Source organism: Bacillus sp. HU-1818 (genome assembly GCF_022695965.1).
GTDB classification, from domain to species: domain Bacteria; phylum Bacillota; class Bacilli; order Bacillales; family Bacillaceae; genus Bacillus; species Bacillus atrophaeus.
This window is the reverse complement of record NZ_JAAPBE010000002.1, coordinates 300,440-325,121: the sequence shown is the minus strand read 5'-3', so window position 1 is coordinate 325,121 and position 24,682 is coordinate 300,440. Positions and strand designations below refer to the sequence as shown.

Below are 24,682 nucleotides of genomic sequence, written 5' to 3'. Positions count from 1 at the left end.
CCAATCTCTCACTCTGTGAGGATTGGCTTTTTTTCTTTATAAATATTTAACAGCCGCAACGACGATCATAATCCAAGAAACGATAAACGCCACGCCGCCAAGCGGTGTAATGGCGCCGAGTATGGAAACCTGCGTCACGCTCAGAATGTATAAGCTTCCGGAAAACAGCACGATACCTGCAAACATCAGCCAGCCCGCCGCAGTGACGCTGCCGACACCTGAGAGCTTATCAGCAAGAAACGCGACAGCCAGCAGCCCAAGCGCATGGTACATATGATATTGCACGCCTGTATGCCAGACCTGAAGATATTTATCAGGAATTTTCCCTTCAAGACCGTGCGCGCCGAATGCGCCCAGCCCCACTGCGACCAATGCATTAATCGCGCCTAATATTAAAAATAATTTCATCTATTCCTCTCCTGCCTTTTCGTTAAATTGATATGTTTATCATAACGCACATGAACCAAAATTCAACGATCGTCCGTCGATGACACGAGATTGTCAGATTTCCTCTTTCTCCAAAGCTGTAATTGATCTGCCCCTATCGCAACTAAAGTGCCCAGGACAAGCCCGTTGCTCAATAACGAAATAAAAATCGGGTGCATGCCCGTTAATGCGCTTTCAGGAATGAACATCACACCAACGCCGGTGAGCAGAGAAAGACCGATCACGGTACGGACCCGCTTTGTCTCCGTGTTCTCATATGAATCGAATTCGGCGAAAGCCAAACCCGCCATTGTTGAAAACACGACAAAATTCACCGCAAACCCGACAGGTGACGGCAGGCTCGCAAACGCATTCATAAAGAAAGGGATGATACTGATGATAATAATAATAGCGTTTCCTAATAAAAATGGTTTTTTAGAAGGCATTTTCGTTGTTTCAATAAAACCAGCCGCGCCTGAAATCGGCACCGGCGCAATTGCCCCGGTCAAACCGCTGAGCAAATGGCTGAATGAAGCTGCGAATCCGGCGGGTCTTTCATGATGCCGCTCCGGCTTTCCTCCGAACTTTTTCACAGCCAGCTCGACGACTCGTATGCTCGCGAGCATATTAACAATCAGCAAAATCGTAATAAACAGTGACGTAATCACAAGGCCGCTGTCAAAGATCGGCTTACCGAACGGAAACAGCGTCGGAAGCTGAAACAGACGGTCAGGCATTTGAATCGGTTTGGCGGCACCCGCGATAGCAAACAGCACCCAGCCGCCGAATAACGCCAGTAAGATTGAATATTGCTTTAAAAAAGAAACCTTTGAATTGCTCATCATAAAAGTGGCTGCTACCACAACCATGGCGAGGCCGAATACGAGACCGTCGACACTGTCCTTTAAATAGCCGATCCCAAGCAGCCCCTTTATAATCGGCTGACTCAGCTGCATAACTAGAAGCAGCAAGTACACACCCGTTACAACAGGTGTAAATAGAACCGCAAGTCTTTCAATGACTTTACATACACTAAATATAAAGAAGAATACCGCGCTTAACAGCAGCGCGCCCTGCAATGCCCGGAGTGTATCTCCAAACGTGGCAAAGACCGTGCCCGTCAAACCGCCGTAAATTGTATAAACACCCCACCACAGGCCGGCCGGGCTTTCATTTATAGGCAGGCGGTGTCCCTTGAGACACTGAATGATTGCAGCAACCCCCAGCACAAAAAAAGTGCTTTGAATCAATCTGGCTGAATCAGAGTGATCTAATTGAAACGATTGCGCCACCGCCACCGGGACCACAATCGCCGCCGCAATCATAAAAGCCGTCCATTGCAAGGCGCCAAGAACCAATTTCAAATCAATCAACCTTTCCTGTTAAAAATCGAATAATGAATCGCCATTTCCATCTTCTTCGCTCTTCTCTTTTTCCTTCTTGCGATACTGGCTCAGCCCGGCGCTGCCCATCATTTTTTCCAGCAGCATCGGGTCTGCCGCAGGCGCCGCAACAGGAGACGCGGTTATAGTTGGTGAAGCTTCTGGCGAACGAGGCGTATCTGAATTGTCCATGACGACGTCGCACAAAGAACGGACGACTGCTATATGCTGTTTCAGCTCCTCATCCCGCTGTGCCGTTTTGGCCTTTTTCAGCTCCTCTTCCATCTTCTGAAGTAACGCGGATATATGAATATTCATGAAAGAATCCTCCATCTTAAAATTTCGTACTACCTGCATTTTATCAAATTCCTGACACCAATGCAGATGCGAGTTTGTTATTTTTTCTGACAAGCTTTGCGCATTTGACAATCGAAAAATCATTCTTCCATAATGAACTGACTGTCACATACAGAAAGGAGAGTCGGAATGAACAGCATTCCCTCTATCATCAGCCGGCATCAAGCGTTTTTCACAGCAGGGCATACAAGACCAATTAAAGCGCGGCTTGACGCTTTACGTAACGTAAAACAAGCCATCAAAACCTATGAAGCTGATGTATTATCCGCTCTCTACCAGGATCTCCACAAATCAGAGCACGAGGCTTACACGACAGAAATCGGGATTGTTCTTAAAGAAATAAGCTTTGTCATGAAACGTCTGAGAAAATGGGCCAAGCCAAAAAAGGTAAAAACGCCATTAACCCATATCGGCTCACAAAGTGTGATGATACCCGAGCCGTATGGAACGGTTTTGGTGATTGCGCCATGGAATTATCCATTTCAACTGGCTCTTTCTCCGCTCATCGGGGCTATTGCGGCCGGAAATACCGTCATCGTAAAGCCGTCAGAATATACACCCGCCGTTTCAGCGGTTCTTTCCAGCATCATTCGCGACGTGTTTCCGCCTGGCTATGTCACCTTAGTTGAAGGCGGGCCTGATACCAGCACAGCATTATTAAAACAGCCCTTCGACTATATTTTTTTCACCGGAAGCGTCTCCGTAGGAAAAATCGTGATGGAAGCAGCTGCTAAACAATTAATTCCCGTGACATTGGAGCTTGGCGGCAAAAGCCCCTGCATCGTCCATAAGGATGCTGATATCAAGCTCGCCGCCAAACGGATCGTCTTCGGGAAATTTACAAATGCAGGCCAAACATGCATTGCGCCTGACTATTTAGTCGTTCACGAGGAGATAAAATCGGAATTCGTGAAAGAAATGAAGCATATAATCGGCGAATTTTTCGGTCACCAGCCGGAGCTGAACCCGGCCTACGGCAAAATCGTAAGTGAGCGCCACTTTCAGCGGCTTATCGGTTTTCTGAATGACGGCATTCCTCTGACCGGAGGCAAAGCGGATCATAAGCATCACAAAATCGCCCCGACGGTTCTTGATCAAGTCAAGGATGAAGCGCCTGTGATGCAAGAAGAGATCTTCGGGCCGATTTTTCCGCTGTTTACCTATCGCAGCACCGACGAAGTCATTGCGATGGTGAACGCACGTCCGAAGCCGCTTGCCCTTTATTTATTTACAAATCATAAAACGGTCGAACAACACATCTTAGAAAATATATCGTTCGGCGGCGGATGTATAAACGATACATTAATGCATGCGGCTACACCATATTTGCCATTCGGCGGTGTCGGAGAAAGCGGAATCGGACGCTATCATGGGTTCGACAGTTTCAACACGTTTACACATAAAAAAAGCGTTTTGAAGCAAACAAACCGCTTCGATCTTGCTTTCCGTTACCCTTCCTCAAAAAACGGGCTGCGTTTGATACGTAAATTATTGAAATAAAAAAGCGCAGAACACGCCTGCGCTTTTTTCCTATGATAAATCTTGAATGCACCATTGAATCGGCTCTTGACCCATTTCTTCTAAAAAAGCATTCGCCCGTGAAAACGGCTTGCTTCCGAAGAATCCGTTCCTCGCCGAGAATGGGCTTGGGTGAGTCGACTCAATGATGAAATGCTTAGACGTGTCGATCCGTTCTTTTTTCATTTGCGCATGCCGGCCCCATAGAATAAAAATAACCGGCTGCTCTCTCTCATTCAGCACGTCAATGACCCGGTCTGTCAGCTGCTCCCAGCCTTTTCCCTTATGGGAGTTGGCTTGGCCGCGCCGCACCGTTAACACCGTATTTAAAAGCAGGACTCCCTGCTTCGCCCAACTGACGAGCGAACCATGATTCGGTATGCTGCATCCCAGGTCATTCTGAAGCTCCAGAAAGATATTTTTTAGTGAAGGCGGCTGCTTTACGCCCGGCTTCACAGAAAAGCTTAAACCGTGGGCTTGGCCGGGACCGTGATAAGGATCTTGGCCAAGAATCACTACTTTTACGTGATCGTAAGCAGTATAGTGCAAAGCATTATAAATATCATTGCTTTCCGGGAAAATCGTTTCATTTGCATATTCCTGTTTCAGCATTTCTCTCAGTTGTTGATAATATGGTTTTTCAAATTCATCTTTAAGCTGATCCCACCAGCTGTTTTCTAAAAGCTGCTTCAAGGCTGTGATCCTCCCTTATGAGCGGTGAAGTCTGGAATAAACGGGCTGCCCGTCCCAAACGATGTCGCTTGCTGCTTCACGCCTTTTCATGTCAGGCTCTTCTAACAAGACGGCGAAATTTTTTGTCGGAAGCTCCCCGAGCCCATGCTTCTCGCTCAGCCGGTCTAAATATTGTTTCCGTTTGGCGCCAAGGTCGCTGGACTGATTGTCGCCTGCGTCAGAAAACGCATAAATCACACTTGCGCAAGCAACACGCTTGACCCGGTGCTCTTTCGCCGCTCGTAAATAAAAATCCCAATCCCAATAGTTATGAACCTCAGGATCAAAATACCCTAATTCATCGTGCAAAAAACGTCTGTACATACTGCCGGACGGCACATATGTGGAGAAAACTCTCATGTCTTCATAGTCGGCCGTATAGGCGAATAACTTACGTGACAGCGGATATCTCGTACCGTTTCTTTCTTCAAATGAAACAATTTCCGCATCAGAATGGACCAGATCCGCCGTTTCCAACTCTTCCGCCATTCTCTCAAGATGGCCGGGCGTAAAGAAATCGTCATCATCACAAAGCATAATACAATCGCCCGACGCCTGTTTGACACCGGCATTTCTGGCTAATACATGCCCCGCGTTCTTTTCTAAATGGAGAACAGCAATCGGAAGTTCGGCATACAGTTCTTTTACATGATCAACCGATTCCCCCGCGTCATTTACGATAATGATTTCATATGGATTCATCGTTTGTCTAGAGATCGACTCAAGCAATTCGCATAAAGCTGGAATTCGATTATACGTCACAATTACAATGGATATCTTCATGATGCTCTCCTTCTTAATTTATTGTCATGTATTATTAAAACACAAATTCAACAAGAGAACAGTGGGCATTTCCTACCGATCGACAAAGAGCAGCGTAATTCCGATCAGCAGCAAAAGCAAGAGAACGAGATCTCCCCAGACGCGATACAGTTTTCTTTTCATATCAGCCCCGTCAGCAAATACTTGATGCCGCAATTTATATTGATAAACAGGGAGCAATACAAACGCATAAAAAGAGCACAAAAAAACAAACGCCGGAGGAACAAAACCGCATCCCGCATCATCCCAATCATAAACAATGTCCGCTACGCTTGCGCCATCTATAAAAAAGAGAGCTAACATTAAAACCAGCGGCACCAGCGACCCGATTTGAAAATCAATCCATCGCAGCTTTTGATCAAACGCAAATTTCGCGGCCCAAAACCAGCCAAACGCATACAAAAAAAGCATCAGAAAAACACCGAAAAACATAAAAAAAGCATCCGGGAGCCAGTCAAACAAAAAGGCAGGAAGAACAGCCGCAGCCATAGCGGCAAACATGCCAAATACAACAAAAAAGAAGATAGCTATATGAACGATTAATCCGTATAGAAACGATTGTATTTTCATTTTAATTATATTCCTCTCGGTATATAGTATTTCTATGTAGTTTGGTGAAAAAAATTAGGCAAGACGGCGCCTGCCTACATAACAGCCCAGCCGGCTGCATGCCGGAAAAAGCATGGTCGCAACGGCACAGGCCAATACAAAACCCGGTGTGAGCATAGCCTGAAACAGATCAGCCGGCACAAGGCCGAACAGAAAGACAAGCATAAAACACACATTCGGCGCCATGGAAACCGATACCGTATGATGTACAAGCCTCTTCCCGCTAAAACCAAATTCCCTTCCCGCCTGATACCCAATAAAAATCCAATAAAGCAGATAACCGCCTAATATCAGCCAAACAGACACGGAAATTCCGCTCCACACTGCTTTCACAAGCGGATGAACGGACCATACATGGATCATGGTTAAGGCCGCACCCGCAGCAAAGAGTGATAGGTTGCAAAAGAAATGAAATAATAAAAACCCGCGGGGAGATACGGATGTTTCTTTTTTAATGGAATGAATAATGTCAGCCGGCGATCCAACCTCGTGCCAAATACGCATCATCGCTTCCTTTTCGGTTTTCCCTTCATTCAGGTAATGAGCAAATGCCTGGCTGATATGGCTTTCCAATTCCTCCATCCATTCATCACTGTCCGGCAGATCTTGCAGCCCTTTTTTGATCTCGTTTACGTAAGCGTCTTTATCCATTCTGGCCGCCCCGTTTCAGCATGCGGTCCATCATCGTCGAAAACAGACTCCACTCCTTCGTCCGCTCAAGCAGAACCGCTTGTCCTTCATCTGTTATGCGGTAATATTTCCGATCAGGCCCCTTTGACTGCTTCTCCCAATAAGAAGAAATATAACCTTGGCGTTCAAGCTTATGTAGCGACGGATAAAGGGTGCCTTCCTTCATTTGCAGTTCATTCCCGCTTCTTTGCTCCATTTCTTTGACAAGCTCATAGCCATACATCGGCCGTTCGTTAAGCAGCGTTAAAAGTAAGATGACGGTACTGCCCTTTACAAGCTCACGATTAAACATATTCAAAACCCCTACCTAGTATTCTTATGTAGCATTTTACGAAACCTCAATGTCATTGTCAATTCATTCCTGATAGGCTTCAATATTGTGATCAAGAGAAAATCTAACTATAATGAGGTATAAAACATGATGGAGGTTTACTTATGTCAATGCACAAAGCACTCACTATTGCAGGCTCGGATTCCAGCGGCGGCGCGGGAATTCAGGCTGATTTAAAAACGTTTCAAGAAAAAAACGTCTACGGAATGACAGCTTTAACGGTTATCGTGGCGATGGACCCCGAAAATAGCTGGGATCATCAGGTATTCCCGATTGATCCGGACACCATCCGCGCCCAGCTGGCAACGATTGTTGACGGGATTGGCGTTGATGCGATGAAAACAGGCATGCTCCCAACCGTTGAGATTATCGAGCTTGCTGCAAAAACGATTAAAGAAAAACAATTAAAAAATGTCGTCATAGATCCCGTTATGGTATGTAAAGGGGCAAACGAAGTTCTCTATCCTGAGCACGCTGAAGCATTGCGTGAGCAATTGGCACCGCTTGCGACAGTCATTACACCAAACCTATTCGAAGCAAGCCAGCTAAGCGGAATGGATGAATTAAAAACAGTGGAAGACATGAAGGAAGCCGCGAAAAAAATTCACGCGCTCGGCGCCCAATATGTCTTAATTACAGGAGGCGGCAAACTCAAACACGAGAAAGCCGTAGATGTTTTGTATGATGGAAAAACGGCTGAAGTTCTTGAAAGCGAAATGATCGACACGCCTTACACACACGGGGCAGGCTGCACATTCTCCGCCGCCGTCACAGCAGAGCTTGCGAAAGGAACTGAAGTGAAAGAGGCGATTTACGCGGCAAAAGAGTTTATTACAGCAGCGATTAAAGAATCGTTCCCGCTGAACCAATATATCGGACCGACGAAGCATTCTGCGATGCGCTTCGCTGAAAAATAAACAAATATCCCCCTCTATTCAAGAGGGGGATTATTTCACTTTAAGATTTCTCGCCGATGATCTCAGAAACGCTTCAATAGATTGAACAAACAACGCGTACTCCTTCATTTGTTCGTATGTATCAGTAAGCTTTTCTCTCATTTCACTATGAGGCATGGAACCTCCCAGCATCTTTTTGAGCTGAAGCAAGACCTCTTTATATTCTTCTCTCTTATCCTCTACTTGATCTGCTGCCTTTTCTAAACATTCCGGCGTTATCTTCTGTTCATTCAAATTCAAGAAAACAACTCCTTAAAAATAGTAGTCTATCGTTGAAGAATAGCACAGATGGCATAGATTTCACATAAGAAAAAAGGATTATTTTTATTGACCAAGTGGCCATATCGACACGTTCTCTCCGTTTTCCCAGCGGAATTGACAGAGACCTCCTCATTTCCCGGGAAAGGAAAATATCTTGGGCTAAGCACTTCTTCTTCATCTTTTAGAGAAAAAATTGCAAATCATTATGTGAAAACAATCACAATATATAATATGGGCATTCCCTGCACAGAAGGCAGGAGACACCATGGAAACTTAAGCATTACTTCAGGTTGAACAACTTACCTATTGTCATATTATTATTTTGATCAATGATCCTTAAGCAATTTGTCTAATGGCTCTTGCCGGATTACCGCCTACCACCGTATTATCAGGAACGTCTTTTATTACCACAGCACCAGATGCGATTACAGCGTTATGTCCAAAAGTGATAGAGATTTTATTCTAATTCAATGCCCAAACGGAAACCTTCATCCCCGTATTTCCATTTGACTTCACTGTCACCTCATGGTTTTCAAGGGAAGGAAAATATCTTGCACTGAATACCTCTTCCCCTTCGTTGATAAAGATTTCAAAAGAAGACGCATCTATAAACATGTGCAGCGTATGCAAACGATTGATATGGCAATGCCTTTCTTCCGTTTTTTCGCCGTCAAAGCTTACCCGCTTCAATGTTACAAGCCCTTCATCCTGCCGAAATATAAAACGTGCCGCTCCTCGAATGTCGAATTCAAACCCTGAGAGAGTCTGGATATTCTCAATCAAAATCTCTGTTCTTTCTACGTTCTCCACAGGAAGCGCTTCGGTTGATTGATGCAATTTCACATCGATTGTTTGCTCATTGGTCCGCATTGCCTTCAGTTCAGGCAGCGGCTGTTGTATCAGCTTCTCCCCTGATAAGGTCAGCAGCCTCGGCAGCGTCATACAGTGAATCCAATGATACTCAATTGTCGGATGAGATGTTTCATCCTGGCCAGGAACACCCATCCACGCAAACATGATCCGCCGACCCCGTTCATCTTCAAGGGTTTGGTGTGCATAAAAATCAAAACCGCGGTCAAGCTCGGTAAAACCGCCATGCTTCATCTCGGGCTTATCATAATCAAGCCGTCCGACAAAGTATCCTGATTGATTCACATTTTGAAAACGAATGCCTTCCGCGTAAAGCCCTTGCGGTGAAACAAGCAGCACATCATGCCCCTGAAGAGAAAACAAATCAGGGCATTCCCACATATACCCGAAATCTTTAAGTCCATTGAATCCGGGACCAGTAATCGGACCAAGAAATGTCCATTCCGTCAAATTGTCAGAAGTAAACAGAACCGCACTGCCTTTAAGGTTCTCCGTTTGTGCGCCAATGACCATATACCACTTGCCGTCATGCTCCCACACCTTTGGATCGCGAAAATGAGCCGTATATCCTTCAGGAAGGCGGGCGACGACCCCCTTCTTTTCAAAGGTCCGCCCATCATCAGACACAGCAAGGCATTGGTAGGTTTCCCGATTCCCGTCCTGATCCCTGACATTCCCTGTGTAAAAAAGATAGAGACGACCATCCTTTCCGACCGCGCTGCCAGAGTAACAGCCATTTTTGTCATACCATTCGCTTGGTGCAAGCGCAATCTCTTCCCACACCCAATTCACCAGATCCGTCGTCGAATAGTGCCCCCAAAATTTAGCGCCATGCCCCGTATGAAACGGCTGCCACTGAAAAAACAAGTGATACATCCCCTTCCAATAAATCACCCCATTCGGATCATTCAACAAACCTACCGGCGGCATAAGATGAAAATGCTGGCGGTACGGATCCATTTTGACAATATGCTCTTTTCTCTCCATCTCTTCATAAGCCCGGCGACGCAGTTCTTGATCATGTTTTGTCATTTTTTCCTCTCCTCATTCTCATTAATCTTCATTACAAATGCCGCAATAAATGCAGTTGCGCCAGCAATGGTCATGCCAATGAGATAGTTAGCCAAATTCCCAAATCCGAACGGCGCCGCAATCGCGATCATCGGTATTCCGGTTAATCCGTAAGCGTTAGCAGCCACATGAGTAAGGACTACATAAGCTCCTCCCAATGCACCCCCGATCATCGCAGCAATAAACGGCTTTCGGTAACGGAGGTTGACGCCGAAAATGACAGGCTCTGTAATTCCGAGAAAAGCAGAAAACGCAGCGGGAAGAGCAATTTCTTTCGTTTTTGCCTTTTTCGCCAAAAAGAATACTGCTAGGCCTGCGCCGCCTTGCGCGACATTGGCCATTGACCAGATCGGCAGCAAATAGTTCTTTCCAAGGTCTGAAATGAGGCCGGCCTCAATCGCATGGAAGCTGTGATGAACGCCTGTCAGCACGATAAGTGAATAAGCCCCTCCAAAAAGAAGGCCCGCCATAAATCCGGCATGGTCATAAACAAAGGTTAAAACAACAGTAATGCCGGAGCCAAGCGCTCTTCCGAAAGGACCAATCGCAATAAAGGCGACAAATCCGGTGACAATCACCGTCACAAACGGCGTAACAAGCAGATCCACTGCATGAGGAACGACTTTTCTTGTCCATCTCTCCACCTTGCTCATGACGTAAACCGCTAAAAGAACGGGTATAACTGTTCCCTGATAACCGAGAAGCGCGATATCAAGCCCGAAAAGATGCATATAATCAGGTGACGCTTCCGCCAATCCCCATGGATTCAGAAGATTAGGGTGAATCATGATCCCCCCGATCACCGCTCCCAGATACGGGTTGCTGCCAAACTCTTTCGAAGCGCTGACTCCGATCAAAATCGGCAGAAAGATGAAGGCCGCGTTTGAAAACATATCGAGCAGCTGTAACAGCGCGGAATCTTCACTCATCCAATGAAAAGCATTTATCATCCCCAGTAATCCCATTAAGAGTCCGCTGGCTACGATAGCCGGGATGATCGGAACAAATATATTAGAAAGCGTTTTCGCAAATCTCGCCGCAGGATTCAGTTTCTGTTTTGCGGCGTCCTGGTGATTCACATCCTCTTCACGTTCTAAATCAGCTTCTTTAGAAAAAGCATCATACACCTTATTCACAAGGCCTGTTCCAAAAATAATCTGATATTGCCCTGAACTGCTGAAAGCGCCTTTAACGTCTTCAAGCTCTTCCACTTGCGCTTGATCTATTTTTTGTTCATCTTTTATCACCAAACGCAGTCTTGTGGCACAATGAGCGGCGCTGATGACATTTTCTTTTCCTCCGAGAAGCATAATAAGGCGTTTTGCAGTCTCTCTGTAATCCATCTTTTATTTCTCCCCCTTTTTAAAAACAAAAAAGACCTAAAATTCGCCAACGAATAAAGGACACAGCGATCCTTTTTCATTTACGCAAATTTTAGGTCTTGCCTGCTTTACCAGTCACAATCCCGCTTGATTTCATTTTAGAATGCGCTTTCATCATAAAATATGATAGCGTTTTCGTCAACAGTTTTTTAAAATACCACCAGTCGAGGTTGAAGAGCAATGGACAATAATTGACATTACCCACACAGAAGGCAGGAGACATGCTATGGAAAGCTTTTTTCATCCCGATGTCTCTAAAAGGAGAAGAGGCAAAGCTGCTTGCCATGATGCTTTTTGTTTTCTGTTTTTTCGCTTCCGGTTATGAACAAAGTATCGCAAATATGTGCTCCTTCGCGATCACACTTTTCATCGACCATCCAGATACAGTAACATTGATGGGAACTGCTAGAAACCTGATTCCCGTGACGCTCGGAAATCTAACCGCGGGCGCCGCCGTGATATTAAATGCAGACAAATAAAAAAAACTTCCAGAGATCAGGCTCTCTGCAAGCTCAGGGGCAGTTATTCCGAGATATTTTGAAGACGCTGGACATGCAGCGTGATATAACCGGCCTCGGACTCCGGCAGATTCAATTGATATTCATTTTTTAAAAACTCCGCCAGCTCAAGCGCACACTGATAAGCAAAAGAATACTTTTTTTGGATGAAACAAAGCATCTCATCGTCCATGACATGAAGCGCTTCATTTGATTCCAACCGGCTGACTGCATATCGTAAATGCGTGACGAGGCGTTGATAGGAAATACTGTTTTCGTCCACCTTTCGATTAAAATAGGTTTCTATTTTCTCTATCATTTCTTTAATCATTGTCGTATGCTTCAGCGCTGAATGCATACTTTGCGCATCCATCTTCGCGGTATGGATGTGAAGGGCAATGTATCCTGCCTCATCATCAGGCAAAGACACACCCAATGTTTCTTTTACATGAGCGATGGCCCATAGACCGATCTCATACTCATTTTTATAGAGCGCTTTAATCTCATGCAGCAATTTATTCTGCACAAACAAACCATCTTGAATCCTTTCGATCGCAAAGGACAAATGATCCAAAAGCGCGATATGAATGTGGTCGTTCAACGGTGCAGCGAGCTTTCCTTCCGCGTAGCTGATAATGTTTTCAGCCGCTTCTATGTGCACCTCGGGCAGCGTTTGAAGAATCTGTTTGAACTTTTCATTCTTGTCGTGCACGACAAAGATCTTCTCGACTCTATTAGTGGGAATGATATCATTTTTCCCTTTTTGAAACGCAATTCCCGGGCCCATCACAATTTTTTCCTCGCCATTCTCTTTTATGACAGCCGCATTGTTGTTTAATACCTTATCTATTTTCAAGAGGTCCTCTCTCCCGCCAAATTAGCCTTTATGAGCGGATTGTACCTCCTTTTATTCTTTGTGTAAAGATACCCGGACCCGCTCTCTCCCGCTTTGGCGATTCCTTGAATGCATTCAGCCATCGATTCTTATAGCCGGCTGCTGCTTGCAGTTTTTCTGTTTCTCTATTATAAAGCGCCCCCGGCGAATCCGATAACGAGAATCCCCCTCCGGCTTGTACTGCCGCATTCCGCTGATATGTACCTTGAATCATATTGACCGCTGTCGCAACCATTTTTCGTTCCGCCGGCGCAGCCCAGTTCATCAGAAAGACCATCCACACCTTTAAAGATACAAGTAAACGTTTCATCGCAAAACATCCCTCCGCTTCTTATTGCAGGCGGCCTTTGCAGCCAGCCTGTTTTTCTTTCTTGACGCTGTCACCGGAAAAGACGGCCGATTTCTTTTCTGGCAAACTAGCGGCTCTAGCAAACTCATGACTCTATGATAGACCGAATGAAAGGAATTCTTTGTCACAATATGAGTGAAAAAACAAACTAGTTTTAAGAAGTTTTGTTGAATGTTGCACGAAACGGAATGAAAATTAGGGAACCGATCAAAAAAATTATTCACACGTTATCCCAAAGATAAGAACAACTTAATCACAGGGTATATCCACATATCCACATTCTCTATCAATATTTTGTATAGGAACATATATTCCCACCTATATATATACACAGATTTATTAAGTTATTCACAGGGTTCTGTGTATAACTCCTTCTTTATACACAAAAACATCCATAAATGAGCCATTTGTCACAAGGATTTTTTTGAATTTTCAAGAAATATATACTAGATATTGTTAACTATCAAAAGGGGGAAACACTTTGAAAAACGGGATGATTCGCTTTTTGCTCTTGAGTTTTGTATTATTCTTTACGTTATCCACAAGTATTACACGTGTTCAGGCCGTTCCGGCTTCGAACGAAACGTCGCCTGACCTGGAAAAAGCCGAAGTATTCGGTGACATTGATATGACGACCAAAAAGCAAACGACCGTTATTGTTGAGTTAAAAGAAAAATCTTTAGCCGAAGCGAAGGATGCAGGCGAAAGCCAGTCGAAAAACAAACTGAAAAACGCACGCTCAAAAGCGAAAAGTAAAGTGGCAAAAGCGGTGAAAAACGGGAAGGTTAATCGAGAATATGAGCAGGTATTTTCAGGCTTCTCTATGAAACTTCCTGCCAATGAGATTCCAAAACTCCTTGCCGTTGAGGATGTAAAGGCCGTTTATCCGAATGTAACCTATACGACCGATCATCTGAAGAAGAAGGACATCACTATCGCCCAAGACGCCATTTCTCCGCAGATGGATGAAAGCGCGCCTTACATTGGGGCCAATGATGCATGGGATCTAGGCTACACAGGCAAAGGAGTGAAAGTCGCTGTTATTGATACAGGCGTCGAATATAACCACCCTGATCTGAAGAAGAATTTTGGGCCATATAAAGGATATGATTTTGTAGACAATGATTACACGCCTAAAGAAACGCCGGTCGGCGATCCTAGAGGTGAAGCGACCGATCACGGAACACACGTAGCTGGGACAGTTGCCGCCAACGGAACGATTAAAGGTGTTGCGCCGGATGCCACTCTCCTTGCGTATCGTGTTCTTGGGCCGGGAGGAAGCGGCACGACTGAAAATGTGATCGCCGGTGTGGAACGCGCCGTACAAGACGGCGCTGATGTGATGAACCTCTCTCTTGGAGATACAGTGAATAGCCCGGACTGGGCTACAAGCACCGCACTAGATTGGGCGATGTCAGAAGGAGTCGTCGCCGTTACCTCAAATGGAAACAGCGGGCCAAATGGCTGGACAGTCGGATCGCCGGGTACTTCGAGAGAGGCAATTTCAGTCGGAGCAACCCAGCTGCCGCTCAATGAATACGCCGTCACATTCGGATCTTTCGCCTCTGCCAAAGTATTGGGATATGACAAGGAAAACGACATGAAAGCGCTAAATAACAAAGAAGTAGAACTTGTGGAGGCGGGACTCGGCGAAGCAAAGGATTTTGAAGGAAAAGATCTGACAGGAAAAATCGCTGTTGTCAAAAGAGGAAATATTGCGTTTGTGGAAAAAGCGGACAATGCAAAAAAAGCCGGTGCAATCGGTATGATTGTGTATAACAATTATGCAGGAGAAATTGAAGCCAATGTGCCGGGTATGTCTGTACCGACAATGAAGCTTTCACTGGAAGACGGTGAAACACTCGTTAAAAATATCCAAAAAGGCGATAAAAAGGCAACATTCGAATTGACTATTTCTAAAGCACTGGGCGAACAGGTCGCTGATTTCTCTTCCCGCGGTCCCGTCATGGATACATGGATGATTAAACCGGATATTTCCGCACCCGGCGTCAACATTGTCAGCACCATTCCGACACATGACTCTGACAACCCGTACGGATACGGATCTAAGCAAGGAACAAGTATGGCATCGCCTCATATTGCCGGTGCGGTTGCGGTAATAAAGCAGGCCAAGCCTAAATGGAGCGTCGAACAAATTAAATCCGCCATCATGAATACAGCTGTGACATTAAAAGACGGAGATGGCAATGTGTATCCGCATAATACCCAAGGAGCGGGCAGCGCAAGAATTATAAACACCCTTAAAGCCGACTCCATCGTTTCTCCGGGAAGCTATTCATACGGCACATTTTTGAAGGAAAAAGGAAAAGAAACGAAAAAAGAAACCTTTACAATTGAAAACCAATCCTCCATCAGAAAGTCGTACCAGCTTGAGTATTCATTTAACGGTAACGGCATTACAACGTCAGGAACAAGCCGTGTTGTGATTCCTGCCCACCAAACCGGAAAAGCCGTTGCCAAAGTAAAAGTGGATACAAAAAAAGCAAAGGCCGGTACCTATGAAGGAACGGTTACAGTAAGAGAAGGCGGAAAAACGGTCGCCAAGATTCCTACATTGTTAATCGTAAAGGAACCTGACTATCCGCGAGTCACTTCAATTGATGTAAGTGAAGGTTCTGTACAAGGCACCTACGAGATTGAGACTTATCTTCCTGCTGGAGCAGAAGAGCTGGCATTTCTCGTATATGACCAAAATTTTGAGTTCATGGGCCAGGCAGGCATCTACAAAAACCAAGATAAAGGCTATCAGTACTTTGATTGGGACGGTAAAATCAACGGTGAAAGCAAGCTCCCGGCCGGAGAATATTACATGCTCGCCTATGCGGCTAACAAAGGCAAATCAAGTCAGGTTCTGACGCAGGAACCTTTTACTGTCGAATAATAAGAAGCCTTGCCGAGAAAGACTCGGCAGGGCTTTTTTTGTGCTACACTAATGAATGATCATACATAAGTGTCTGAAAAAAGATTTGGAGGGCGTACAAGCCATGCTTTCTTTCTTCATCTTATTATCACTCACTATGCTTTTTGTCTGTTTTATTGTTTTCACTGCGCTCTACTGCTTATCCCATCACAAAAAAGGCAGCCGCCGCCCGTTTCAAAAAGCGGCAGAAGACACGGTGGACACTCTGCTTATTCAGCCTCTGAGCTGGGCCGTGACTGCTGTCTACTTTATGGCGCTTCTCATCATCGCTCCTCTTTATCAGCTCAGACGCTACATGCAAACAAGGCGCTGACTCTTATTCAACAAACGCGTCACGAAGCAGACGGTAAGACTTTAGCTTATCCGCAAATTGGTTGGTGATCGTCACTGCCATAATCTCCTCTGTCCCATAAGCCTGGCTGAGGGCCAAAAGCTGTTCCTTCACCTGCTCTTTCGTGCCAACGATCATCCGGCTTCTGTTATCATCAATCCGTCTCTGCTCATAGGGCGAGTATGTATTCCCGCGGACCTTCTCGTAAGAAGGCACGCCATCTAAAGGTATACCCTGCTCCCCTGCAAGCAGTGTAAAATCAAGCACCGCTGCAAGCTCTTCCGCTTTTTCCTCTGTATCGGCGCAAATGACGAAAATAGCGACTGCCGCTCGCGGCTCTTTTCCCAAGACAGATGGCTTAAACCTTCTTTTATACTGTCTGACGGTGTCTTCTCCGCCTTCTCCGTTGATAAAATGCGCAAACATGTATCCCGCTCCCGTTTCAGCAGCAAGCAGCGCGCTTTCTCCTGAGGAGCCAAGCAGCCACACATCCGGCGCAGTGGAAATATGAGGCGCCGCCGTCAGATTTGGAAAACGGTGATTGTCATCAGCTAAGTCATGCAAATACATTGTCAGCTCGCGAATTTGCTGAGGATACTGATCTGCATTGCGTTTTCCGCCATCATTCAGCGCCCATGAAGCAATCGGCATACCGCCCGGCGCTCTGCCAAGTCCGAGATCTATTCTCCCAGGCGTAAGCCCCTCAAGCACACGGAAGTTTTCAGCAACTTTATAAGCACTGTAATGCGGCAGCATCACACCGCCTGACCCGACACGAATACGCTTCGTTCTGGCCGCAATATGGCTGATCAAAACCTCCGGACTAGAGCCGGCCAGCCGTTTGGAAAAATGATGCTCAGAAACCCAAAATCTCTTATATCCAAGGTCATCCGCCGCTTGCGCAAGTTCGACAGTCTGCTGTAAAGCCGTTTCCGCCGACTGACCTTCTGATACAGGAGATTGATCTAATATACTTAATGAAATCATTCCCTACCACCTCACCATCATCGTATCACTGCCCGGCCTTTTTTTCTCATAGGACGCTCACACTTTCACCTTTTAACATGGACATAATAAAATGAACATCATGCCATCAATAGGAGGAGCCAATCCAGAATGAAGAATCAACAAACCCCGCGCCAAAATCCCAGTGCCTTAAGAAATGACAGAAATTTGTTCAAAGTCTGCTATTCGGAATCCTCTTTAGCGTCCCCCTGTGGATTGTCATTTATTTGTTCATCAAATATATGATGGACATGTCTTAATTTGTCGGAATATGTTACACGTGAAACACAAAAAACCTCCCCAGCTTTTTGGAGAGGTCTTATGATTATTGTTTATTAAAGCCTTTGTCTTTCACATATTGATTTAAATACGTACGCGGTTTTTGCTTCATGAATTGCAGAATCTGATCCGACCACGTTTCAACCCGCTGGCCATTCGTTCTTTCCTTGTAATAATTCGAAATGGTTTGATCATACTCATTCATGTTTTTACGGAAATTCTCCTCACTCGAATCATACACATTCTCGTGATATACAGCTTGCTTCGGCAGCCTTGGCTTTTTCCCTGAAGTGTTTGCCGGGTGCCCGACAACAAGTCCAAATAGCGGAAGAACATGATCCGGTGTCTCTAACACCTTCGTTACTTTGTCCAGCTCATTTCGTATGCCGCCGATGTAACAAATGCCAAGCCCCATTGATTCTGCCGCAATGCTCATATTCTGAGCGGCAAGCGCTGCATCAATTATACTGACCATAAACATCTCCGTATTTTCCAGCAGCTCGGTGATATCTTCCCCTTTTTGTTCAGCCAATGCTTTATGGCGGTACAAATCAGCACAAAAAACAAACAAATGCCCGTTATGTTCAACATATGGCTGATTGCCAGCAAGAACCGACAGCTCACGCTTCTTGTCCTGATCGGAAACCCCAATAATAGAGTAAGCCTGTACATAGCTGGACGTAGACGCCGCCTGTGCGCTTTCGACTAATGTATGAATCTCTTCTGAAGACAGAAGCTGATCGGTAAAAGACCGGATGGAGCGGTGATTTAAAATGGTTTCGATTGTATTGTTCATCAAAAGAACCTCCTTCTCTTTTTATCATATCCGAAACAGAGCCATGCCAAAAGTGAAATGCTCCGCGAAAAAAAGACAGCCTGCTGACGGCTGTCTTTACATTTACGAATTGAATAGATAACTCTTATATTTTGTAAGCTGAACACTGGCATTGTAGACGATGCCGAAACCGATCAATGTGGCAAGCGTCGAGCTTCCCCCATAGCTGATAAACAGCAACGGAATCCCGGTAACAGGCATAATGCCGATGTTCATTCCGATGTTTTGAAAGGTATGGATGACAATTAGAGCTGTAAACCCTACGCAAAAGAAAGAAGCAAAACGGTTAAAAGAACTTATTTTATCAATGAGAACGACAAGTCTATATATTAAAAAGAAATACATAATCACGACAATGGCACAGCCCAAAAAACCAAAACTCTCGCCCAAAATAGCGAAGATAAAATCGGTCTGTCCCTCTGGAACATAAACCTTTAGATTATTGACTCCGTTACCGGTAATACCGCCTGAGCCAATTGCCATTACTGCTTGATTAACCTGCCAATGGTTATCACTGTCAGTTTCAGCTGACGAACCAGAGTCAGCAACCCAAGATGTCACCCTATTGATTTGGTAATCCTGAATCCCTATTGACTTCGCAGCATCCGGAAAATTAATCATAACTAATAAAATGAGTGAAACTAAAATAACACCGGATCCGCCAATAACAGAGATCAGTTTCCAGTTTACACCTGACATAAATACCATGACCAAAACAATAAACATACAGATTCCAGCAGTTCCTGCATCCTGCAGAAGAATTAGACCAATCGGAATAACAGCAACCCCTGCAATTTTCGCTAAAAGAATCATATCGTCCCTAAGAGTGCGTATACCTTTTGGATTAGCCTTAGAAATGACTGAAGCCAGCATCATCATTAACCCGATTTTCATAAATTCAGACGGCTGCAAGGTTACTGATCCAAATTGAAACCAGCTTTTTGCGCCGTTTTTTACTGGAGCAATGGATTCCGGGCTTATTCTTAATACAATAAGAGATAATATGCCTAATAAATATATATACAAACTAAGCTTCTCTAACTGTTCTAAATCAAAATATAGAAGTACGCCAATCACAATTGCGCCCAGTACATAATAAACAATTTGTCTCGTCCAAGCATTGCTGCCATATTGTCCAAACTGACCGGCAGCATAAATGGCTACCACACTAATAATAAAAAACATACCAAATATAAAAATCAAATCCCCCTGGTAAAAGGGGTTTTGCTGTTTCTTGTATCGACTCATTCTATCCCGCCTTACATTTTCATCGGAAATCACTATTGTTTATTATACATGAACCTCCTTCAAGATAATACGAGAAGGTTGTTTCCTTTTTTGATTTTTGCCCATTCGTTGACGGCTTTTTATGCTACACGAAATATGACGTGTAAGGAACAGAAATGTTTCGGCTGCCACAAAAGTTTTCAAACGAAATAACCCCTTCTTTGTTGAAGGGGCTTTGGCTTAAAAAAAGTCCATTAGCAGCGGAGAGCGCGGACGGATCGCTGCATCCAGTTTTTCTATTTCAGAAAGCGGGCCTGACAATTGGCCGGCTTCATACAAAAATTGGCCAGAGCGGGCGCCAAGGAAAAAGGCGCTGAAGGCTGATATGCCGCAGTACAATGTGTTCTCCGGCGCTTTTTCCTCAACAATGGAGACACCTTGCGAATTCAAGCAAAAGAGCCGCTCATTCCAATCAGCCCAAGGGTCCTTTACCTGAAAGAAAAACGGTTCTTTGATCGCCTGTTTCGGATATTGCTGCAAAAAGCCCTCCACATCAACAATTCGTGCCATACTGTATGGATAAAGCTCCTGCTTGATTCGCGGTTCGGCTATTAAGAAATCAAGCTCACTACGGGGCTCTGCGGTTATGACGGCCTCATCGAGCATCGAATCGTGCTGGCAAATAAAGTTCCACAGGCCTTTCTGTGCCTCCTGATTGAGAAAAATCATTTCTTCCACATGCATGATTCTTTTCTCCATTCTGTACACAAGATATCCACAAGGAACTTCATCTGCCGAGTGATACACGGCAATAAACTGGTTTTTGGACAGCTTCGTTAACCAATGCTCCCGTGAGCGTTCTAGCAATCCATTATACCGCTTTCTGAACTCGCTGTAGATTCCTTCCGCCCTTAAAGCCCCATTTTCCCTGTCTAGTCTTTGAATTGTTCCTGGGGCCTCCTCAAGCTGATGAAGGTGTTCTTTTTTTATCGTGAATAGCTTTTGATAAAAAGAAAGCTCCCAGCCAAATTTTCTGTAAAAGGATATGAGGAACGGGTGCAGAAAGCTGATTGTTTGCTTCTGCTCTTTCATAATAGACAGCGATTCGATGATCAGCTCCTTTACCGCACCTTTTCTTCTTTTTTCAGGCCACGCGGCTACACCAGCGATTCCTCCCATCTTGAGCTCACGCTGTTCCACCATCACGGTGAAAGGAATAATGTGGAGCTTTGCCGCCAGCTTGCCTTGTTCCTTCACTCCGATAATATGATGCTGATCTAATATCTTTTTTTTCTTCTTCCGTTCCTCGTTTGAAAGCGGGTAATGGAATGCATACTCTGACATGCGCAAGGCTTCGTCTAAATCATCATCTGTTTTTAGCTTAACGACTCTGCTCATTTATATTCCTCCTGATTCAAAAGTCTTCTCCGCAGTTATATTCGCCTAACTGTATACAAACTCCTATCCATCGAGCTTTTAAAAATAAGGCTATAGTTGCAACACAATCCGTACAAAACATGTATCAATTTCTGGAAAACATGGTATAATAAATGTAACAAAATGTTCAAAAAACGACCACAAAACAGACACAATTTCTTTCCTCTATTTCATTTTTGTAAACGCTACCACAAAATGAAAGGAGACGGGTAAAATGGACATGTTTTTTGCTTATTTACTGGTTGCTACCGCCACTCCTCTTTTTATTTGGCTTGATAACAAAAAAGTCGCACTCTCAGCTATTCCGCCAATCATTTTAATGTGGGTTTTCTTCTACTTTTATGCAACAGAAAGCCTTTCTCCACTCGGACACACTCTCATGATCGTACTGTTTGCTGTCAACGTCATTGTTGCCCATATTGCGGCCTTTATCATTTACGGACTTCCATATCTCCGCAGAAAAAGAAGCACCTGACTGCAGCAAAAAACCCTCTTCATGTGAAGAGGGTTTTTTCAATTCGTCTTTATTTATTGTGTCCGGAATGCTCTGAGTGTTCAGCGCCTCCGGGAGGATTTCCATCCATATGATCACCGTGGTGATAATGGGCAGCGAAAATCCATACAGATCCAAGCACAATAACGATTGCGCCGAAGAATCCGAACAACGTGTTTCCGACCTGTATCGTACCGTTTTCGCTCTCTCTCATGTGCATAAACATGAGGAGCTGCAAGGCTGCCTGAATAAATGCAAATCCGAAAATAATCCAAAGTTTTGCTGATGAGCTCAAGTCCGTATACACAGCAACCCAAAGGGCAAGCAGGGTCAGGACAATAGACAACGCAAAACCTACAATGTGCTTCCATGGAAAGTGATTGTGTTCGTTAGTCGCCATCTTACAGACCCCCCAATCCCATGAGATAGACACCGGTAAAGATGAAGATCCATACAACATCTAAGAAGTGCCAGTATAAGCTTGAGATAAAGATTTTAGATGAAGTCTGCGGAGTAAGTCCGCGTTTCTTCAACTGAAGTAAAATTCCTGCAATCCAGAAAATACCGATCGTTACGTGAGTTCCGTGAGTTCCAAGCAGAACAAAGAATCCAGACCAGAACGCACTTGTACCGAGAGATGCTCCTTCATGTACATAGTGGACAAACTCATTGATCTCACAACCGACGAAGCCGGCGCCAAGAAGAAGTGTGATAATTGTCCAAATGACGACGCCTTTTAAGCTGCCGCGGCGCATTTCATGAACAGCGATCCCGCAGGTAAAGCTGCTGATAAGCAGCAAGAATGTCATAATCATTACCAGGTTGACTTCAAATAGTTCTTCTGGCAAGACCCCTCCTGCTGTTCTGTTTTGAAGAACGAAGAAGGTTGCAAATAGTGTTGAGAACAACACAATTTCTGCCCCTAAAAAGATCCAAAACCCGAGGATATTCAGCCTGCCGGTTTCAGATTGGTATTCCATAGGCGCGTTAGAATTGCCGTGTTCTGCATGTTCCATAAGTCACGCCTCCTTTACTCGGAAATCTTTCTTTCCGTCTCTTTTATTTCGTCAACACTTACATAGTAGCCATTGTCATATTCGAATGAACGAAGAACCATACAGAGCAGAACTCCGATCAGGCCGATGATGCCCATCCAGTACCATTCAAACACAAGTCCAAAACCGGCTATTCCGAATGCAACCGACATAATAAACGGTCTGCCTGAGTTGCTAGGCATATGGATTTTCTTGAATTTGCTTTCCGGATGAATATCAACTTTGTCTTCTTTCATTTGTAAGAACGCATCCTGAGATTTGACTTCAGGAAGCACCGCAAAGTTGTAATGCGGCGGAATTGCAGATGAAGTCGCCCACTCAAGTGAACGTCCTCCGCCCCATGCATCTCCGCTGATCTCGCGAGAAGAGTAACGGAAACTGTAATAGATGTTATAGCAAAGGATTAAGAATCCGACACCCATCATGAAGGCACCCACAGTTGAGATAAAGTTCAATGTTGTCCAGCCATCATTCGGTCCGTATGTGTAAATACGGCGAGGCATTCCTTGAAGCCCCAAGAAATATTGCGGGAAGAAACAAATATTGAACCCGATCATAAAGATCCAGAAGAACCATTTTCCGATTCTTTCGTTCAGCTTGTGGCCGAACATTTTCGGATACCAGAAAATAAATCCGGCAAAACATGCAAATACAGTACCAGCGATCAGCACATAGTGGAAGTGAGATACAAGGAAGTACGTATTATGGTACTGATAATCCGCTGCCGCCATCGCAAGCATAACCCCTGTAACCCCGCCGATAACGAAGTTCGGAATAAACGCAAGCGCCCACAGCATCGGCGTTGTAAAGCTGATCCGGCCTTTATACATCGTAAACAGCCAGTTGAATATTTTAACCCCGGTCGGAATCGAGATCGCCATTGTCGTTATCGAGAAGAAAGAGTTAACAGACGCACTGTTCCCCATTGTGAAGAAATGGTGAGTCCATACTAGGAAACTCAATACGGAAATGGCAATGATGGAACCAACCATCGCTTTGTAACCAAATAATTGTTTTCTTGAAAACTGAGAAATAATCTCTGAGAAAATACCGAATGCCGGCAAAATAACAATGTATACTTCAGGATGTCCCCAAATCCAGAACAGGTTCGCCCAAAGCATCGGCATACCGCCAGCTTCCAGTGTGAAAAAGTGTGCTCCGAACAAACGGTCAAATGATAAAAGTGCTAATGCTACTGTAAGTACAGGGAAAGCAAAAACGATAATAATCATTGTGATCAGCGTCGTCCAGGTGAACATCGGCATACGCATAAGCGTCATGCCTTTTGTACGCATTTTCAGTATCGTTACCATGAAGTTGATACCCGTCATCAGCGTACCGATACCGGCAATCTGAAGTCCGAGCAGGTAGTAGTTCTCACCCGGCCCAGGGCTCATATCATTACTTGCAAGCGGCATATAACTGGTCCAGCCTGCGTTCGGAGATCCTCCGATAACGAAAGAGATGTTGAATAGCATCGCTCCGACAAAGAATGTCCAGAAGCTTAGGTTGTTCAAATAAGGAAATGCTACGTCGCGCGCACCAATTTGAAGTGGCACAACAACGTTAATAAGCCCGATTAAGAACGGCATCGCCATGAAGATGATCATGATCGTACCGTGAGTCGTGAAAATTTCATTATAGTGGTTAGAGTCTAAAAAACTGTTATTAGGAAGCGCTAACTGGGCACGCATCATCAAGCCGTCGACCCCGCCCCGGAACAGCATAACCACCGCAGCGATAATATACATGATTCCGAGTTTTTTATGGTCAACAGTCGTTATCCATTCAGACCAAAGCCACTTCCACTTTTTAAAGTAAGTGAGCACGAAAATAAGAGCGATGGTTGTAAGTCCGATGGACACTTGTGCGCCCAGGATTAATGGGTCACCTGTTACGAAAAATTCATCCCATTTGAATTTCATGCGAGC

At 44.8% G+C, this 24,682-nt stretch carries 26 protein-coding genes and 2 pseudogenes; 6 read left to right on the top strand and 22 right to left on the bottom strand.

Annotated features, from left to right (window positions below; genetic code table 11):
- Positions 1–36 precede the first annotated feature (36 nt).
- The 3 genes from GXP75_RS06970 to GXP75_RS06960 all read right to left on the bottom strand — a co-directional run bounded on the left by GXP75_RS06970 (position 37) and on the right by GXP75_RS06960 (position 2,249).
- The gene (locus GXP75_RS06970; protein ID WP_003326444.1) at positions 37–408 is read right to left on the bottom strand and encodes a DUF423 domain-containing protein; all 372 of its coding nucleotides are present in this window, start codon (positions 406–408) and stop codon (positions 37–39) included.
- Between the two features lie 62 nt (positions 409–470).
- A complete protein-coding gene (locus GXP75_RS06965) occupies positions 471–1,790 on the bottom strand; it encodes a purine/pyrimidine permease (protein ID WP_061572187.1) in 1,320 nt (439 codons plus the stop codon).
- A gap of 18 nt (positions 1,791–1,808) precedes the next feature.
- Entirely contained in the window at positions 1,809–2,249 is a 441-nt protein-coding gene (locus GXP75_RS06960) for a YwdI family protein (RefSeq protein ID WP_242556449.1), read from the bottom strand.
- 45 nt (positions 2,250–2,294) lie between these two features.
- Here GXP75_RS06960 and GXP75_RS06955 point away from each other — a divergent pair, with 45 nt between their 5' ends.
- Positions 2,295–3,665 carry an aldehyde dehydrogenase gene (locus tag GXP75_RS06955; protein ID WP_242556448.1) on the top strand — a complete coding sequence of 457 codons (1,371 nt, stop codon included), beginning with the start codon at positions 2,295–2,297 and terminating at the stop codon, positions 3,663–3,665.
- 30 nt (positions 3,666–3,695) lie between these two features.
- Here the strand turns inward: GXP75_RS06955 and GXP75_RS06950 are convergent, their stop codons facing one another.
- From GXP75_RS06950 to GXP75_RS06930, 5 genes are all read right to left on the bottom strand, one after another.
- Positions 3,696–4,376 carry a uracil-DNA glycosylase gene (locus GXP75_RS06950; protein ID WP_242556447.1) on the bottom strand — a complete coding sequence of 227 codons (681 nt, stop codon included), beginning with the start codon at positions 4,374–4,376 and terminating at the stop codon, positions 3,696–3,698.
- Positions 4,377–4,391: 15 nt separating this feature from the next.
- Positions 4,392–5,198, bottom strand: coding sequence for a glycosyltransferase family 2 protein (locus tag GXP75_RS06945; RefSeq protein WP_214915977.1), 807 nt, complete (start codon positions 5,196–5,198; stop codon positions 4,392–4,394).
- Between the two features lie 72 nt (positions 5,199–5,270).
- The gene (locus GXP75_RS06940; RefSeq protein WP_242556446.1) at positions 5,271–5,807 is read right to left on the bottom strand and encodes a hypothetical protein; all 537 of its coding nucleotides are present in this window, start codon (positions 5,805–5,807) and stop codon (positions 5,271–5,273) included.
- A 54-nt stretch (positions 5,808–5,861) separates the two neighbouring features.
- Positions 5,862–6,497, bottom strand: a complete 636-nt coding sequence (locus GXP75_RS06935) for a hypothetical protein (protein WP_214915975.1) — start codon at positions 6,495–6,497, stop codon at positions 5,862–5,864.
- Complete coding sequence (locus GXP75_RS06930) at positions 6,490–6,828, bottom strand: PadR family transcriptional regulator (RefSeq protein WP_061572180.1); 339 nt, start codon at positions 6,826–6,828, stop codon at positions 6,490–6,492. Before GXP75_RS06930 ends, GXP75_RS06935 begins: the two co-directional genes overlap by 8 nt.
- A 143-nt stretch (positions 6,829–6,971) precedes the next feature.
- Between GXP75_RS06930 and GXP75_RS06925 the strand changes: the two genes are divergently transcribed.
- The gene (locus tag GXP75_RS06925; RefSeq protein WP_242556445.1) at positions 6,972–7,784 is read left to right on the top strand and encodes a bifunctional hydroxymethylpyrimidine kinase/phosphomethylpyrimidine kinase; all 813 of its coding nucleotides are present in this window, start codon (positions 6,972–6,974) and stop codon (positions 7,782–7,784) included.
- A 30-nt stretch (positions 7,785–7,814) separates the two neighbouring features.
- Here GXP75_RS06925 and GXP75_RS06920 read toward each other — a convergent pair whose 3' ends face one another.
- From GXP75_RS06920 to GXP75_RS06900, 5 genes and pseudogenes are all read right to left on the bottom strand, one after another.
- Positions 7,815–8,063: a hypothetical protein gene (locus GXP75_RS06920; protein WP_061572178.1), complete on the bottom strand. Its 249-nt coding sequence runs from the start codon at positions 8,061–8,063 to the stop codon at positions 7,815–7,817.
- A gap of 357 nt (positions 8,064–8,420) precedes the next feature.
- Positions 8,421–8,534 (bottom strand): annotated as a pseudogene (locus tag GXP75_RS06915) (acetyltransferase); the annotation flags it as partial.
- A gap of 12 nt (positions 8,535–8,546) precedes the next feature.
- Positions 8,547–9,986, bottom strand: a complete 1,440-nt coding sequence (locus GXP75_RS06910; protein WP_242556444.1) for a sucrose-6-phosphate hydrolase — start codon at positions 9,984–9,986, stop codon at positions 8,547–8,549.
- Complete coding sequence (locus tag GXP75_RS06905) at positions 9,983–11,368, bottom strand: sucrose-specific PTS transporter subunit IIBC (RefSeq protein ID WP_242556443.1); 1,386 nt, start codon at positions 11,366–11,368, stop codon at positions 9,983–9,985. The genes GXP75_RS06910 and GXP75_RS06905 overlap by 4 nt, the downstream gene beginning before the upstream one ends.
- 91 nt (positions 11,369–11,459) lie before the next feature.
- Positions 11,460–11,612 carry a hypothetical protein gene (locus tag GXP75_RS06900; RefSeq protein ID WP_242556442.1) on the bottom strand — a complete coding sequence of 51 codons (153 nt, stop codon included), beginning with the start codon at positions 11,610–11,612 and terminating at the stop codon, positions 11,460–11,462.
- Positions 11,613–11,640: 28 nt separating this feature from the next.
- On the opposite strand from GXP75_RS06900, the pseudogene GXP75_RS06895 reads away from it, so the two are divergent.
- Positions 11,641–11,886 (top strand): annotated as a pseudogene (locus GXP75_RS06895) (formate/nitrite transporter family protein); the annotation flags it as partial.
- Positions 11,887–11,929: 43 nt separating this feature from the next.
- Here GXP75_RS06895 and GXP75_RS06890 read toward each other — a convergent pair.
- Positions 11,930–12,760: a PRD domain-containing protein gene (locus GXP75_RS06890; RefSeq protein WP_242556441.1), complete on the bottom strand. Its 831-nt coding sequence runs from the start codon at positions 12,758–12,760 to the stop codon at positions 11,930–11,932.
- Between the two features lie 28 nt (positions 12,761–12,788).
- Positions 12,789–13,109: a hypothetical protein gene (locus tag GXP75_RS06885; RefSeq protein WP_214915966.1), complete on the bottom strand. Its 321-nt coding sequence runs from the start codon at positions 13,107–13,109 to the stop codon at positions 12,789–12,791.
- Positions 13,110–13,629: 520 nt separating this feature from the next.
- Here GXP75_RS06885 and GXP75_RS06880 point away from each other — a divergent pair.
- Together GXP75_RS06880 and GXP75_RS06875 are read left to right on the top strand one after the other, a co-directional pair.
- On the top strand, positions 13,630–16,050 hold the full coding sequence (locus tag GXP75_RS06880; protein WP_242556440.1) for a S8 family peptidase: 2,421 nt from the start codon (positions 13,630–13,632) through the stop codon (positions 16,048–16,050).
- Positions 16,051–16,105: 55 nt separating this feature from the next.
- Entirely contained in the window at positions 16,106–16,402 is a 297-nt protein-coding gene (locus tag GXP75_RS06875) for a hypothetical protein (RefSeq protein ID WP_239813961.1), read from the top strand.
- A gap of 3 nt (positions 16,403–16,405) precedes the next feature.
- Here the strand turns inward: GXP75_RS06875 and GXP75_RS06870 are convergent, their stop codons facing one another.
- From GXP75_RS06870 to GXP75_RS06855, 4 genes are all read right to left on the bottom strand, one after another.
- Positions 16,406–17,407 (bottom strand): LLM class flavin-dependent oxidoreductase, encoded by a 1,002-nt coding sequence (locus tag GXP75_RS06870; protein WP_010790294.1) that lies wholly within the window; start codon positions 17,405–17,407, stop codon positions 16,406–16,408.
- Positions 17,408–17,750: 343 nt separating this feature from the next.
- Complete coding sequence (nfsA, locus tag GXP75_RS06865; protein ID WP_003326417.1) at positions 17,751–18,500, bottom strand: oxygen-insensitive NADPH nitroreductase; 750 nt, start codon at positions 18,498–18,500, stop codon at positions 17,751–17,753.
- Positions 18,501–18,602: 102 nt separating this feature from the next.
- On the bottom strand, positions 18,603–19,787 hold the full coding sequence (locus GXP75_RS06860) for an FtsW/RodA/SpoVE family cell cycle protein (protein WP_214915957.1): 1,185 nt from the start codon (positions 19,785–19,787) through the stop codon (positions 18,603–18,605).
- 219 nt (positions 19,788–20,006) lie between these two features.
- Positions 20,007–21,164 carry a GNAT family N-acetyltransferase gene (locus GXP75_RS06855; RefSeq protein ID WP_242556439.1) on the bottom strand — a complete coding sequence of 386 codons (1,158 nt, stop codon included), beginning with the start codon at positions 21,162–21,164 and terminating at the stop codon, positions 20,007–20,009.
- Between the two features lie 253 nt (positions 21,165–21,417).
- Here GXP75_RS06855 and ywcE point away from each other — a divergent pair, with 253 nt between their 5' ends.
- Complete coding sequence (gene ywcE / locus GXP75_RS06850) at positions 21,418–21,678, top strand: spore morphogenesis/germination protein YwcE (RefSeq protein ID WP_150224151.1); 261 nt, start codon at positions 21,418–21,420, stop codon at positions 21,676–21,678.
- Between the two features lie 49 nt (positions 21,679–21,727).
- Here ywcE and qoxD read toward each other — a convergent pair whose 3' ends face one another.
- Genes qoxD through qoxB form a run of 3 tightly spaced genes read right to left on the bottom strand, consistent with a single transcriptional unit; the run spans position 21,728 to position 24,676 of the window.
- The gene (gene qoxD / locus GXP75_RS06845) at positions 21,728–22,096 is read right to left on the bottom strand and encodes a cytochrome aa3 quinol oxidase subunit IV (protein ID WP_010790299.1); all 369 of its coding nucleotides are present in this window, start codon (positions 22,094–22,096) and stop codon (positions 21,728–21,730) included.
- A 1-nt stretch (position 22,097) separates the two neighbouring features.
- Positions 22,098–22,712 (bottom strand): cytochrome aa3 quinol oxidase subunit III, encoded by a 615-nt coding sequence (gene qoxC / locus GXP75_RS06840; RefSeq protein WP_003326411.1) that lies wholly within the window; start codon positions 22,710–22,712, stop codon positions 22,098–22,100.
- Between the two features lie 14 nt (positions 22,713–22,726).
- Positions 22,727–24,676: a cytochrome aa3 quinol oxidase subunit I gene (gene qoxB / locus GXP75_RS06835; protein WP_061572167.1), complete on the bottom strand. Its 1,950-nt coding sequence runs from the start codon at positions 24,674–24,676 to the stop codon at positions 22,727–22,729.
- Between the last annotated feature and the right edge of the window lie 6 nt (positions 24,677–24,682).

What these genes read in the sequence shown, in the direction of transcription:
- GXP75_RS06970 (WP_003326444.1), bottom strand. Translation starts at nt 408, where the DNA reads ATGAAATTATTTTTAATATTAGGCGCGATTAATGCATTGGTCGCAGTG.
- GXP75_RS06960 (WP_242556449.1), bottom strand. Translation starts at nt 2,249, where the DNA reads ATGATTTTTCGATTGTCAAATGCGCAAAGCTTGTCAGAAAAAATAACA.
- GXP75_RS06955 (WP_242556448.1), top strand. Translation starts at nt 2,295, where the DNA reads ATGAACAGCATTCCCTCTATCATCAGCCGGCATCAAGCGTTTTTCACA.
- GXP75_RS06945 (WP_214915977.1), bottom strand. Translation starts at nt 5,198, where the DNA reads ATGAAGATATCCATTGTAATTGTGACGTATAATCGAATTCCAGCTTTA.
- GXP75_RS06940 (WP_242556446.1), bottom strand. Translation starts at nt 5,807, where the DNA reads ATGAAAATACAATCGTTTCTATACGGATTAATCGTTCATATAGCTATC.
- GXP75_RS06935 (WP_214915975.1), bottom strand. Translation starts at nt 6,497, where the DNA reads ATGGATAAAGACGCTTACGTAAACGAGATCAAAAAAGGGCTGCAAGAT.
- GXP75_RS06930 (WP_061572180.1), bottom strand. Translation starts at nt 6,828, where the DNA reads ATGTTTAATCGTGAGCTTGTAAAGGGCAGTACCGTCATCTTACTTTTA.
- GXP75_RS06925 (WP_242556445.1), top strand. Translation starts at nt 6,972, where the DNA reads ATGTCAATGCACAAAGCACTCACTATTGCAGGCTCGGATTCCAGCGGC.
- GXP75_RS06910 (WP_242556444.1), bottom strand. Translation starts at nt 9,986, where the DNA reads ATGACAAAACATGATCAAGAACTGCGTCGCCGGGCTTATGAAGAGATG.
- GXP75_RS06905 (WP_242556443.1), bottom strand. Translation starts at nt 11,368, where the DNA reads ATGGATTACAGAGAGACTGCAAAACGCCTTATTATGCTTCTCGGAGGA.
- GXP75_RS06885 (WP_214915966.1), bottom strand. Translation starts at nt 13,109, where the DNA reads ATGAAACGTTTACTTGTATCTTTAAAGGTGTGGATGGTCTTTCTGATG.
- GXP75_RS06875 (WP_239813961.1), top strand. Translation starts at nt 16,106, where the DNA reads ATGATCATACATAAGTGTCTGAAAAAAGATTTGGAGGGCGTACAAGCC.
- GXP75_RS06870 (WP_010790294.1), bottom strand. Translation starts at nt 17,407, where the DNA reads ATGATTTCATTAAGTATATTAGATCAATCTCCTGTATCAGAAGGTCAG.
- nfsA (WP_003326417.1), bottom strand. Translation starts at nt 18,500, where the DNA reads ATGAACAATACAATCGAAACCATTTTAAATCACCGCTCCATCCGGTCT.
- GXP75_RS06860 (WP_214915957.1), bottom strand. Translation starts at nt 19,787, where the DNA reads ATGAGTCGATACAAGAAACAGCAAAACCCCTTTTACCAGGGGGATTTG.
- GXP75_RS06855 (WP_242556439.1), bottom strand. Translation starts at nt 21,164, where the DNA reads ATGAGCAGAGTCGTTAAGCTAAAAACAGATGATGATTTAGACGAAGCC.
- ywcE (WP_150224151.1), top strand. Translation starts at nt 21,418, where the DNA reads ATGGACATGTTTTTTGCTTATTTACTGGTTGCTACCGCCACTCCTCTT.
- qoxD (WP_010790299.1), bottom strand. Translation starts at nt 22,096, where the DNA reads ATGGCGACTAACGAACACAATCACTTTCCATGGAAGCACATTGTAGGT.
- qoxC (WP_003326411.1), bottom strand. Translation starts at nt 22,712, where the DNA reads ATGGAACATGCAGAACACGGCAATTCTAACGCGCCTATGGAATACCAA.
- qoxB (WP_061572167.1), bottom strand. Translation starts at nt 24,676, where the DNA reads ATGAAATTCAAATGGGATGAATTTTTCGTAACAGGTGACCCATTAATC.